The organism is Rhodovulum sp. 12E13, from assembly GCF_003340565.1.
Taxonomy (GTDB): domain Bacteria; phylum Pseudomonadota; class Alphaproteobacteria; order Rhodobacterales; family Rhodobacteraceae; genus HLUCCA09.
In genome coordinates, this window is the sequence record NZ_QPLK01000048.1 from 1 (window position 1) to 11422 (window position 11422).

Sequence of the window (11422 nt, forward strand, 5' to 3'; positions counted from 1 at the left end):
ACCGTCAACAGGCGTCGCGCCGCTCGGGAGGGTCTGCACAACCCTCGACCGGTCCTCACGACCGGCCCACGACCGCCAAATCCGCCGCTCAGACGCATTCGGTGAATACTGCGGGCTAAGCCGAGCTCAGAGAGCGCCAGCTTGAGCCTGTCGAATTTTCCCTTCGAGTCGATATTCCCCTCTATGAAATACCCGTCCGCGACCTGAACCGCTTGCCGCAGTGACTCGGGATCGGAGCTCAACTGGACTCTCTCTCCTAGCCGTGTGTCATGGAATGCCTCAGGCTGGAGCGCGAGGAGCTGCTCGAACACCTCCGCGTACAGCTTGGCAACCTGCGTGACCTGTAGTCGGCTGCCAAAGAACACCGCATACTCAAGCCGTTTGTAGCGCGGCTCCTCGGCGTCGAAGATGTTGACCTCTTCACTGTCGGCGTCGGCGATCACGTCAACGTTGGGCGCCGGCCAGACTTCGAGGAAACGCTTGGCGATGCGCTCAGCACGCGCCTCAACCTCCTCCACGCCCCACTTCTCCAGCGTCTGCAGATCACGGTTTAGCCAAAGGCGGCTGAAACGGTATCCCTGTTCCCCGCCGCTGTCGTTCATGTCCCGCTTGTCGAGAAAGGCCTTGTTCCCTAGGCGACCGTTGTTCCCCGATAGCGTGAGGTTGCCTACTGTATTCAAATACTTCTCACTAAGTTGTGCGTATTCATCCGGATCGAGAGCACTCTGCCAAGTTGGCTCGGGATTCTGCGGAAAGATATGTTCGACGGTGATGCCCGGCATCGTGAGGTCGACAAGCTCGCGATTGTTGTGGTTCTCCAGACGATCAAAGAAGTAGGTCCGAGTGCGGCTCTTGGTGCTGTAGACGTCCTTATCCTTGAGCATGGCGACCACTTCAGCATCTCGGGGGAAACGCTGGGTCCCGCTACGCTGCATCAAGGAGCGTTGGATCGATGCCAGATAGTCCCCCGCGTCAATTCGATCATAGAGGCTCATGAAGATCTTGTTCAGCGCATTTGTCGGCAAGCCGACGATGAAGCGACGCCATACGTAGCTCTGTACCAGGCGAAGAACTGAGGCGAACTCATCCCGGGTGATTGTCCCGGCTGTGAAATCTCGGTAGACGGGCATCAGGAATGGGTACGCGACATTGATCTCCAGCGTTCGGATGTACCCAAGCTCGCGGCTGATAACCGCGTCCTTCTCGAGTTGCGGATTCAGGAGACGCGCATAGACATTGGAAAGCTCCCGCAACTCCTCGAGCGCATCCATTAGCTCTGGTGAATTTGGAACCGGATAGCGCTCCTTGAATTTCTCGTAGACTGCACTCTTGTTCGGGATGTCTTTCTGCTTGAGCGTCAGAAAATCACGGATGAAGTCCGACACCCGGCTTTCATTCACCTCCAGGTTGCGCGCACTGGACTCAATAGGCTCCCAATATTTTTGGAATACCAGATCTTGGTCTTTTCTGGGCAACCCCATCAGAATGTAATTTCGGATCAAATCGGCCTGAGAAAGCTCCAGCCCGGTCGAGTTCAGACTCTCAAAGATGCGCTGCGGATTGTCTTTTTGACGATCGAGTGCGATATCCACGAAAATCAACTTCTTCAGACCGCGTTGAACTATTTCATAGCTGCTATCATCAATGCGGCTTTCAAAGAAACGAAAATTTTCGATCAGCCGAGAGTATCCACTGACCTTTAGGGCCTCCTTCGGATCCATGATCTGAGAAAGAGCCGCCTTGTTGTTGTCTGTTGGTTTGAGTTTTAGCTTTTCGGCGTCCTCGGCAAACTCATTGATGAGGAATGTCTTGTAGATACGCTGTGCCTGTTGCTCATTTCCATTGGCGATGGCGTGCCGGTAAAGCGCAATAAAAATCAATGTCAAAGTGGTCAGCCGCTGCTGGCCATCAATGATCGTCAGCTCGCGAAGCCCGGAAACGGTGTAAACATCGTCATGCACATACACGATACTGCCAATGAAGTGGCCCGAGAGGTTCTCGTCTGCACCGACGGCGAGAATATCATTGAACAACTGCTGGCACTGGGTCCGCGTCCAATCGTAGTTCCGTTGGTAGACGGGGATAGCGAATGCCGTCTCGTTACTACCCAAGAATCTGTCTACGCGGGTTTCGGCGGCCTTCATGCAGGGTCTCCAAATTTCTATTTACTACTCGAAACTACGGAAGGCCCGCTGTCATGTCATCAGTTACGAACGGCTTGATATTTGGATTAGGGTTGGCCGCGTGCACTGTTGCACAGGCCATCGTCGCCGCCGCACTCGCAAGCGATAGAAAAACAGCTGGCCGCGTCGAAGCGCAAGAGGCAGCTACTCATCTTCAAACGACCTCGAACCAGCGCATGGCGGTCTGCAGGAGGTGATCGTAGTCGCCCGACGTCGCTTCCGCCATGAAAGCAGCGATCTCGTCCTCGGAAAGGCCGGCCTCCCGTGCCGCCTGGCAGCATCGGCCGAGCACGGTAAACGCGTTGCCGTCGTGTCCCGTCAGCGCAACGATGATGTCTGGATGCTTCGGGGTCATACTAGGAATCCTTGCCAGGGTCACACGCACAACAGGCGTGACCGAAGTGCGTAGTCCAGTGAAAAATCAGTGGGTTAAGCTGCGTCGCGGGCATTCGTGGATGCCACAAGCCGGCTTAGCGTCGGGCCACAAGAGATCGCCGCTCTGTTGAAGCTTTGCGCTCTGTTCTGCCAAGCGGACAGGACGACCCTCGGCCGTTCTGGTGCCGTGGCGCGCCTCCTTTATCCGACCTTGCAACCCCAGAAGGACGTCTGGTCGGCCGCAAAGTAGCCATCCGCGGCGCGGAAGTTGCCCTGCAACTCGACGGTGTCGCCGGTGGTGAGCGAGGCCATCGTCTGCAGCCACAGCGCCGTCGCCTCCGAGACATGCGCCCCGCTGATCTCGCCCCGCGAGCCGCGGATCTCGCTCGTACCGTTCAGGACGAGCCGCCCGCTCATCCGCGCCGACGTGCTGGCGTTCATCTTGTAGAGGAGCGTCGCGCCGAAGAGGTAGGTGCCGCCGACGGGGGCGACGAAGTGATTGTTGGCAGCGTCGAAGGCGCCCTGATCATTGTAGTCCGTGTTGTTGAGACCGATCTTCGTCCAGGTCCCGACGCCCACGTAGTTGTCGTAGTTGGTGTACGCCTTGAACCGCGGCAGCCGGGGCTGGTCCACGATGCCGGTGGCGTTGTCGATGCTGAGCCCGTCGAAGAAGGTGCTGCCGTCGGCCGAGACCGCGAGCCGGAACCTGTCCGAGCCGAAGAGGCCCACCAGCGCCTTAGTCACGAAGCCGGTCTGCAGCGTGAGCCCGAGATCGTCCCCCGCCGCCTCCTTGTTCATGGTGTAGAACAGATCGCCCGTCCCGCCCTCGGCCACGGTCTTCGCGGTCCAGAGCGCCGCGTTCAGCTTGGCCGAGAACGGGTTCGAGGCATCCGCTGTCGTGCCCAGCCCCAAGAGCGCTATGTTCTGCAGCGCCGCGGGCGTGGTCCCGATCCAGCCCGCGCCGTCATAGACCAGCAGCAGCTCCTCGTCCTCGATCCACGCCCGCCAGCCGGTCCGCGGCGGCAGACGCAGCCAGGCGCCGTCCGTCCAGAGCGCGACGTTCAGGTCCCAGCCCGCCCAGTCGCCCGTCGCGCCGGAGCCCACGATGTAGCGGTCGCCGTCGGCGGGGCTCGCCGGGGGCGCTGCCAGATCGCGATCGAGAACCGAGAGCTGGACGAGCCCGTCGAGGATCCTCAGCGCTTCGTTGTGGGTGACGTGCTTCTGGGCCTGCGCCGCGAGGATGTAGGGCAGCAGGAGATGGGTCGTGGCGTCGGACATGGGATGGCCTTCAGAGTATCAGCGTCACAGTCTTGGGCGCGCCCCGCCCGATGAGGGCGGAGAGCTGGTAGATGCAGATGTCGAGCGTGTCGCCGGGGCCGAGCGGCCCGCCCCAGTCGGCGGTCTGCTGGGCGGCGGTGTAGAGCGCGCTGGTCGTGGTCGTGCTGAGCACCCGCTTCACGGTGGCGCCGTCGAGGATCTCCACCTCATAGGCTTCCAGTTCCTCGGCCAGCGGCACCTCCAGCCCACCCCAGCTGTCGGCCGCGAGCGCGCGGGACCGGCGCGTCCAGCGGATCGTCAGATCGCCGGAACTGCGCGCCTTGCGCCACGGCTGCTCGACATGGGCGACGGAGTACGGCCGTAGCCCCACGCCCGACGGCGTGAAGGTTTGCGCCACATAGGTCTCGTCGCTGACCTTTCGGCTCGCGGGGCCGATGCGCCAGTTCCACGGGATGCCGAGATCAGCCTCGGCGATCGGCAGCGAGGCGAGACTGTCGTCGAGCACCACCACCCGTGCGCCGGCGGGCGTTGGATTGCCCATGGCGCTTTCGGTGCCGCGCTGGCCGCGCAGGAGTCGGGTCAGGCGATACCGGCCCGGCGCGATAAGCTCGGCTGCTCCCGCCTGCGCGATTTCCCAAGTCCCCGGCGCAGTCTCGATGGCGAGCGCGTTTGCCCCGCCGAACAGCGTCAGGTCGGTGACGCTCTCCAGCGTGCCGGTGAGCAGATCGACCACCAGGACGTTGCCGAGATCGAAGCGCGACGTCGGCCCCGCATAGAAGTCCGAGACCAGCGCGCCGAGCCGGGCCCGCGTGCCGAAGCTGGTGAGCAGCTCGAACCCGTCCGTCGAAGGGCTGCGGAACACCGCGATCTCGCCGGGCCACGGTGCGGCATGCGCCGCCGCGAATGGCCGATGCACGGGCTGGTCCTCGGTCAGCTGTGGCAGGTCCAGCAGCACCGCCTCGGGCGCGCCGAAAACCACCGCCTGCGACAGTGCCGACGGCCGTGGGGCACCCGGCGGCAGATCGTAGGCCTCGCGATCCTGGCGGACGGCTTCGACACCTCGAGCGTCGGCATCGGCGATGGAGACGAGCCGCAGCGGGACGGCGCGGCCGTCATGGGCAAAGGTGACGACATCGCCCGGGTCGAGCGCCAGGCGCGACGGCGGCAGGCGAAAGACCGCGCTTTCGCGGCCCGTCCAGGCCTCCATCAGCGCACGGCGGCAGCGCCGTTCGGCCTCCTCCGGCGGGACCGCCATCGGGAAGCTCTCCGAGGCGATCCGGGCCGTGTCGACGGTGATGCGCCGGGCCTCGACCTGCGCGGCCTCGTAATCCTCGTCGGCGCGAGCCACCTGCCACTTCAGGGCCTGCGTCAGTTCGGTCTCCTGGCCGCGGGTCAGTTCGATGAAATCGCCCTCGCGAGTCGCGACGAGTTCGTCGGGGCTGACTGTGGCTACCGCCGCCCGGCCGCGCATGACGAACCGGATCACGCCCTCGGTCTCGACCGCGTCGAAGCCGAAGTGGCGCGCAAGCGTGGTGATGGAGGCGCGAGGGCTTTCCAGCGCGCCGATCGCATAGCCCTCGACCGCGCCCCAGAGCCCGGTGACGTCGATCCGAGACTCGGGCAGCCCGGCGCGCAGGCAGAGGTGGCGGACGAGAGCCGCCAGCGACACCGCGCCGAGCCGCCCGGTCAGCCAGTGACCGAGCCGCCAGTTCGCCCCGTCCGTCCAGACGTCGGTCAGGGCCGGAAAGAACGGGTACGGTCGCGCGCCCCAAGTCCAGGCGGCGCATTCGGGGACATGCACCATCCGGCCGCCGTAGACCGACGAGAGCGGGTTGTTCGCGGCCTCGCCCCACCAGAGATACGTCGCTTCGAGATAGGCGCGCTGGATGGCGTCGTCCCGCCAGCCGCGGGAGAAGTACGGCACAAAGCTCTCCGACGATTTCGGGTCGAAGAAGACGTTGGGTTGGTTCGTGCCCCGGTCGATAGCCGGGCAGCCGAGTTCGGTGAACCAGATCGGCTTGGCCTCCGGCGTCCATGCCGTGGGCGAGCCAGCCTCCATCCCGCCCGGTCGGTCGTAATGCAGGTTCGACCACCAGCTGCGCAGGTCCTTGTAGCGGAAGACCCAAGGCTTGCCGACGGCACCATCGGTGATCGGCGTTCGGATTTGCGCCGACCGATCCGCCAGGCTGGCGTAGAACCAGTCGAAGCCCTCGCCGCCCGCGATGTTCGCCTGCAGATAGGCCCGGTCATAGATCGCGGGCCAGCCCTCGGCCGCGTCGGCATGCTCGAACCCGTCGCGCCAGTCGGAGAGTGGCATGTAGTTGTCGATCCCGACGAAATCGACGTTGCCGTCCGCCCAGAACGGGTCGAGATGGAAGAAGACGTCGCCGCTACCGTCGCCGGGCTGATGCCCGAAGTATTCCGACCAGTCGGCGGCGTAGCTGATCGCCGTGCCCGCGCCGAGGATCGAGCGGACGTCGGCCGCCAGATCGCGAAACGCCTGCACCGCAGGATACGCGCTGGCGCCCGAGCGGATCATGGTCAGGCCGCGCATCTCCGTCCCGATCAGGAAGGCGTCGACCCCGCCCGCCGCCGCGCAAAGATGGGCGTAGTGCAATACCATGCGGCGCAGGCCCCAGTCGCCGGACGGGCCGGTCCAGGAGACGGTCTCGCCCGAGACGGCGAAGTCGGACGGGCTGGCGCTGCCGAAGAAGGCCGCGACCTGGCTTGCTGACGTGGCGGTCTTGTCGACGGTCCCGTCGAAACCAGCTGCGGGCGAACAGGTGATCCGACCGCGCCATGGGAAGGCGGGTTGCCCCGTCTCGGCGGCGTTGTCGCTGTAGGGGTTCGGAAGGCTGTTGCCGGGCGGCACGTCCATCAGGATGAACGGATAGAACGTGACACGCAGCCCGCGGGCCTTCATCTCCTTGATCGCCTGCACCACCGCAAAGTCGGCCGGCGTACCGCCATAAACCGGCCGGTCCTGGTCATCGCGGCTGACAAGATGGGCGGCGGCGCGCGAGACGCCGTTGACGCTCCACGTCTGCGGGTTCGTGGTCTTCTCGGGGACCTCGACCCCCGGCCGGATCGTGCAGTTGCCCACGCGCAAGTCGTTGCCGAACCAGGCGACGACGAGGCTGACGCTCTCGACCTTCGGCGCCATGGCCTGCAATCGGTCCAGCGCCACGACCATGTCGGCGGTGTCCGACAGCGCGTTCAGATTCTCGGGGATCTGCGCCCCGCCGCTGCCCTTCCGGATGCCGGTAGTCGCGTAGGTGAACTCGCCCGAGGCCGGGATCATGGTGACGGCGCGGGTGAGCCCTTCGGCGGTGTCGGGATCGGCGAGCGGCCGGAACACCTCGAAGGAGAGCTGCGGCAAGCGGTTGCCGTAGTTGCCGAGCGGCAGATCCTCGAAGACCACATAGGCCGTGCCGCGATAGGCCGGGGTGTTCGCCTCGCCCATCTTCGCCGCAATGAACGGGTCCGCGGCCTGGTTGTCGTCGCCGGGATACCAGCGCCAGGTGACCCCGGCGGTGTCGAGCAGTTTGCCGTCCGCCCAGATGCGGCCGATGCCGGTGATCGGCCCCTCGCAGACCGCCACCGCGAAGCTGGCGTAGTAGAGATACTCGGTCGTCTTGACCTTGCCGCCGCCTCCGCCGCCCTTACCGCTGCCCTGCGTGGTAGTCTTGGTCTCTTCGCGGAAATCCGTCGCCCAGATGATGTTGCCGCCCATCCGCATCCGGCCGAAGACACGCGGGATGACGGCTCCTTCCGTCGAGGCGGTGATCCGGAGGCTGTCGAGCCGCGGACCCTCGATCCGCTGCGTGGGCGCGAGCGAGGACACGATCCAGCTGTCGACGACCGAGCCGATAGTCGAGCCGACGAAGCCGCCGATGGTCGCCGCGCTCACGCCGAGGATCGTGCCACCGATCGACCCGCCGATGGCGGCGCCGGCCGCGCCGAGGACAAGCGTTGCCATGATCGGGTCTCAGCGTTGCGGGAACAGGAAGGCGAAGGCGATGCGCCGCCGCCACGATGGAGTGAGCGGTTCCTCGATCACGCCGAGCCGCTCGTAGGCGTGGAGGAAGCTGTCCGGCCCGGTCAGGATGCCGACATGCTTGGCGATGGCGCGCGGCCTCATCCGGAACAGCACCAGCGCGCCGGGACCGGCCTGGGAAGTCGGCACCTCGATCATCATGGCGCGCGCGCCCTCGCCCAAAACCTCGCGCGGTCCGGTCTCGCCCCAGTCCCGGCTGTAGGGCGGGATCGGGAACGGCTCTGGACGCACCACCTCGCGCCAGACGCCACGGGCCAGCCCGAGGCAGTCGCAGCCGACGCCCTTGAGGCTCGCCTGGTCGTGATACGGCGTGCCGATCCACGCGCGCGCTGAGGCGATGACCCTGTCTGGGGCGGCCGGCGTCACAGCACGCCCCCGTCATGGCCACCGTCCTTCGTCGCGTAGCGCAGGATCGTGTCCTGGCCGGGGATGTGCGGGAAGCCGCGGAAGTTGGCCGTGTTGGCGAACTTCTCGCCGCAGGTCTCGATCCGCTTGTCGCAGCCCGCGCGGATGGTGAAGGCGTCGTCCTCGGCGATCGCGCGCACCGGTGCTTCGAGCAGGGTCAGGATCGCGATGCCGTCGCTCACGTCGTGGCCCAGCACTTCCGCGCGACGCCCGGCGTTCGCGCCGCTCGTCCATTCGACGGTGCCAAATGTGAACCAGCCGGAGGCGAACTCGCCGAGGCCCGAGGCGGTGAAGGACCGGTCGCGCAGGAGATCGATGACCGCGCCCGTGCCCTTGAAGGCGGCGTCCTCCAGATCGACGCCGCAGCGCGCATCGCCAAGCGCTGCGTCGCAAGTCGCCTGGAAGGTCCGCCCCACCGTCTGGCCGAGGACATGCGCGAGCGAGCGCACCTCGGCCACGAAGGCCAATCGCCCGCGCCGGATCTGACCGATTGCCCCGCGCCGCATCAGTACGCGCTGCCCCGTGTCCGCCCAGTGCACGCGCCAGACCTCGACCTCGGCGTTGTCCCAGCGGCCGTCGAGGATATCGGTCTCGGTGATCCGGTCGGAGGTCAGCACGCCCTCGGCGTCCTGCGCATCGACCGACAGGTCCGAACCCGATCGCACCTCGGACGCGGTCAGACCGCTCTCCGGCTCGAAGTCGGTGCCGTCGAAAATCAGCGTCCGGTCGTGATCGGTGAAGCCGAAGGTCACACCGTCGGCCCGCGTGATCCGCCAGCACCAGGCGAGCGTCGTGGTGCCCTCGTCGAGATGTGACTGCAGGCTGGGGTCGAGCGACTTCATCGGCAGGTTCCCGTCATGCGGTCGTCGAGATCGGCGATCCAGTCCGCCCAGTCCGGCGGCACGGCAGTTACCGTCTCGGCAGGCGGCCGGGCGAGCCGCGCCTCGGCATAGGAGGCGCAGCCCGCGTCACCAGCGCCCATCGTTGCGGCGCAGCCGGTCAGCAGGAGCGCCAGCGGCACGGCCGTCGCGAACCGCGTCGCGCCCGCGCTCCACGCGCTTGTTCTTGTCTTCCGCCGCATCGCGTTCCGACTCCCGTTTACCCGCGCGGATCCCCTCCACGCGCCCCCAGACCCGGCCGAGGACGACGCCCCCGACCGCGCCCAGAGTTGCGACCATCCAGATGAGGAACTCAGCCATCGTTCCGCTCCCCGCGCGCGGCAGCCATGCAGAGGGCGACAACGAAGACGCCGAGGAAGCCGCCAACGACCAGACCTGCGAGGAACTCAAGCATCGCCACGGAACCCGCGCTCGATCCGGTCACGCAGACCGATCAGGCCGAGACCGAGAAACACCAGCCCCGCCGGTGAGGCATCGCCCGAGCCCGCGAGCAGCGCGACGAGGCGGGACAGTTCGGCGAGGGGTCCGGTCGCGGGCAGCGCGAGCGACGCGATACCGGTGAGCATGGCGAGCAGACCCGCCCACCAAGTCATGGAGTTGGGTCGGACGTAGCGCATGGGGATCAGGCCCTCCGGATCAGGTTGGAGAAGAAGGCGGCCAGCCGGGCGAACCAGCCGGTCGGCGTGGGGGTGACTGGAGCGTCGGGCTTGGCGGGTTGCAGGAACGCCAGCGCTTCGCTCTCCGCCAGCCGCCGGACGGGCCGCGAGAAGTCCACGCGGCCCGCAGGATCTGCGGACCAGACCGGGATCGGCCCGCCGGGATAGCGGCCATGGCGGAACAGGTCGCGCTCGGCCTCCCGCCGGGGGATGATCTCGGCCGGCCGCCGCCAGTTCAGAAAGGCCCGCGCAGCCGCCTCACGGTCGCCGGCGTTCAGGTGGCGGGTCAGGCTCGCGCGGGCGATGCCACCGGTGTTGTAGTGAAAGGAGACCAGCGCATCGAACTCGTGCGGCGTCAACGGGACGGTCACCGCGACCCGGACCTCGGCCTCGTAGGTCGCGAGGTCCGCGCGGAAGACCCGGAACGCCTCGTAGATCCCGGCATCGAGATCGGCAGGCATGCCGCGCGGCATCTCCGTGGGATCGGGCGGTCCCGCCGCCGCCGTGTGGCCGACGCCGAAGGTCCATGTGCCAGTGGAATCGCGGTAGGGTGCGGGCACGACTCCTTCGTGCCCGGCCAGGGCCAGAAGGCCCCGCTCGGTCATCTGCATGGGATTACTCCAGAAACGAGAGGATCAGGATCAGCGCCGCAACGGCGAGTCCGACGCGAAGCCGGTGCGCGAACCGCGTGCGGGGGTCCTCGCATTCGTTCCGCAGTGCGCGGGCCAGGCGGAGAAGCTCAGTCATCCTTGCGCCCCTTCGCGGCACGCAGCCGGGCGAGGACGACCTCGATGAAGGCCGGGCCAAAGACGCCCACGAGATAGGCGGCCGACCCTGCCGCCCCGCCCGCCGGTATCGCCTCGGGCGGCAGCCGCAGCCAGGCCGTGATGACGGCCATGGAGAGGCTACCCATCCCGGCCGCGATCAGACCGCCAAGCAGGATGTGGCGCAGCGCATCGCGCAGGCGCATCTTCGTGGTCAGCGCGTTCGTGGCCCCGCCGAGCGCGCCCCAGGCGGCGAGGATAACGGCCGTCGAGGCCGCGAGTTCGCGCAGCACGGCGGCCACAAAGCTGCCCGGGTCGTTCATCGCCGGATCTCCAGAAGCGGAATGGAGGTGATCGAGCCGAGCCGCTCGAGGTCGAGCGTCACGTCGAGCGCGTCGGTGTCGAAACGGACGGGCACGTCGAAGGCGAAGCCCGCGGTCACGGCGACGCCGGCCGCGGGGGCGGTGTCGAAGGTCACGACGCCGGTGGTCGTATCGACCGTCCAGCCCGACATCTGCTCGACCCCGCCGAGCGCGACGCGGACGGTGCCCGCCACTGGCTTCGCGATGGCGCGGGTCCAGCTCTGCGCGCCGGAGCTGTAGCGTTTCAGGAGCGCGAATTCGGTAAGGCTGCCATTGCCGGTGCCGATCTCCTGGTCTTTGGGCGAGATCGCCGCGGACGGCAGGCCCGACTTGTGATCGCCCCAGTCCTTGAAGCGGAAGCCGTGGAGCCGCCCGTTCCGCGCCTCGAAGAAGGCGACCACGGCCGCCAGATCGTCAGCGCGACGGATGCCGTAGGCGACGTC

14 protein-coding genes are annotated in these 11422 nt (G+C 66.5%); all 14 read right to left on the bottom strand.

Annotated elements, in window-relative coordinates; genetic code table 11:
• Positions 1-2144, bottom strand: a 2144-nt coding sequence (locus DLJ49_RS19875) for a DUF262 domain-containing protein (RefSeq protein ID WP_147277366.1), incomplete at its 3' end; no start/stop codon positions are given.
• Positions 2145-2337: 193 nt separating this feature from the next.
• A complete protein-coding gene (locus DLJ49_RS19880; RefSeq protein ID WP_115395263.1) occupies positions 2338-2538 on the bottom strand; it encodes a hypothetical protein in 201 nt (66 codons plus the stop codon).
• Between the two features lie 221 nt (positions 2539-2759).
• Entirely contained in the window at positions 2760-3836 is a 1077-nt protein-coding gene (locus DLJ49_RS19885; protein ID WP_115395264.1) for a DUF2793 domain-containing protein, read from the bottom strand.
• A gap of 10 nt (positions 3837-3846) precedes the next feature.
• Complete coding sequence (locus DLJ49_RS19890) at positions 3847-7815, bottom strand: baseplate multidomain protein megatron (RefSeq protein ID WP_115395265.1); 3969 nt, start codon at positions 7813-7815, stop codon at positions 3847-3849.
• A gap of 9 nt (positions 7816-7824) precedes the next feature.
• On the bottom strand, positions 7825-8259 hold the full coding sequence (locus DLJ49_RS19895) for an NlpC/P60 family protein (RefSeq protein WP_115395266.1): 435 nt from the start codon (positions 8257-8259) through the stop codon (positions 7825-7827).
• Complete coding sequence (locus DLJ49_RS19900; protein WP_115395267.1) at positions 8256-9140, bottom strand: DUF2163 domain-containing protein; 885 nt, start codon at positions 9138-9140, stop codon at positions 8256-8258. Before DLJ49_RS19900 ends, DLJ49_RS19895 begins: the two co-directional genes overlap by 4 nt.
• Entirely contained in the window at positions 9137-9280 is a 144-nt protein-coding gene (locus tag DLJ49_RS21930) for a hypothetical protein (protein WP_158547524.1), read from the bottom strand. Before DLJ49_RS21930 ends, DLJ49_RS19900 begins: the two co-directional genes overlap by 4 nt.
• Positions 9267-9497, bottom strand: a complete 231-nt coding sequence (locus tag DLJ49_RS21535) for a hypothetical protein (protein ID WP_147277367.1) — start codon at positions 9495-9497, stop codon at positions 9267-9269. The genes DLJ49_RS21930 and DLJ49_RS21535 overlap by 14 nt, the downstream gene beginning before the upstream one ends.
• Positions 9490-9591, bottom strand: coding sequence for a DUF3789 domain-containing protein (locus DLJ49_RS22915; protein ID WP_115395269.1), 102 nt, complete (start codon positions 9589-9591; stop codon positions 9490-9492). Before DLJ49_RS22915 ends, DLJ49_RS21535 begins: the two co-directional genes overlap by 8 nt.
• Complete coding sequence (locus DLJ49_RS19915) at positions 9584-9814, bottom strand: hypothetical protein (RefSeq protein ID WP_115395270.1); 231 nt, start codon at positions 9812-9814, stop codon at positions 9584-9586. Before DLJ49_RS19915 ends, DLJ49_RS22915 begins: the two co-directional genes overlap by 8 nt.
• A gap of 5 nt (positions 9815-9819) precedes the next feature.
• Complete coding sequence (locus DLJ49_RS19920; protein WP_115395271.1) at positions 9820-10464, bottom strand: lysozyme; 645 nt, start codon at positions 10462-10464, stop codon at positions 9820-9822.
• A 4-nt stretch (positions 10465-10468) separates the two neighbouring features.
• On the bottom strand, positions 10469-10600 hold the full coding sequence (locus tag DLJ49_RS22765; RefSeq protein ID WP_255566808.1) for a hypothetical protein: 132 nt from the start codon (positions 10598-10600) through the stop codon (positions 10469-10471).
• A complete protein-coding gene (locus tag DLJ49_RS19925; protein WP_115395272.1) occupies positions 10593-10940 on the bottom strand; it encodes a hypothetical protein in 348 nt (115 codons plus the stop codon). The genes DLJ49_RS22765 and DLJ49_RS19925 overlap by 8 nt, the downstream gene beginning before the upstream one ends.
• Positions 10937-11422, bottom strand: a 486-nt coding sequence (locus tag DLJ49_RS19930; protein WP_233489319.1) for a DUF2460 domain-containing protein, incomplete at its 5' end; no start/stop codon positions are given. The genes DLJ49_RS19925 and DLJ49_RS19930, both read right to left, overlap by 4 nt.

What these genes read in the sequence shown, in the direction of transcription:
- DLJ49_RS19880 (WP_115395263.1), bottom strand. Translation starts at nt 2,538, where the DNA reads ATGACCCCGAAGCATCCAGACATCATCGTTGCGCTGACGGGACACGAC.
- DLJ49_RS19885 (WP_115395264.1), bottom strand. Translation starts at nt 3,836, where the DNA reads ATGTCCGACGCCACGACCCATCTCCTGCTGCCCTACATCCTCGCGGCG.
- DLJ49_RS19890 (WP_115395265.1), bottom strand. Translation starts at nt 7,815, where the DNA reads ATGGCAACGCTTGTCCTCGGCGCGGCCGGCGCCGCCATCGGCGGGTCG.
- DLJ49_RS19900 (WP_115395267.1), bottom strand. Translation starts at nt 9,140, where the DNA reads ATGAAGTCGCTCGACCCCAGCCTGCAGTCACATCTCGACGAGGGCACC.
- DLJ49_RS21930 (WP_158547524.1), bottom strand. Translation starts at nt 9,280, where the DNA reads ATGGGCGCTGGTGACGCGGGCTGCGCCTCCTATGCCGAGGCGCGGCTC.
- DLJ49_RS21535 (WP_147277367.1), bottom strand. Translation starts at nt 9,497, where the DNA reads ATGGCTGAGTTCCTCATCTGGATGGTCGCAACTCTGGGCGCGGTCGGG.
- DLJ49_RS22915 (WP_115395269.1), bottom strand. Translation starts at nt 9,591, where the DNA reads ATGCTTGAGTTCCTCGCAGGTCTGGTCGTTGGCGGCTTCCTCGGCGTC.
- DLJ49_RS19915 (WP_115395270.1), bottom strand. Translation starts at nt 9,814, where the DNA reads ATGCGCTACGTCCGACCCAACTCCATGACTTGGTGGGCGGGTCTGCTC.
- DLJ49_RS19920 (WP_115395271.1), bottom strand. Translation starts at nt 10,464, where the DNA reads ATGCAGATGACCGAGCGGGGCCTTCTGGCCCTGGCCGGGCACGAAGGA.
- DLJ49_RS22765 (WP_255566808.1), bottom strand. Translation starts at nt 10,600, where the DNA reads ATGACTGAGCTTCTCCGCCTGGCCCGCGCACTGCGGAACGAATGCGAG.
- DLJ49_RS19925 (WP_115395272.1), bottom strand. Translation starts at nt 10,940, where the DNA reads ATGAACGACCCGGGCAGCTTTGTGGCCGCCGTGCTGCGCGAACTCGCG.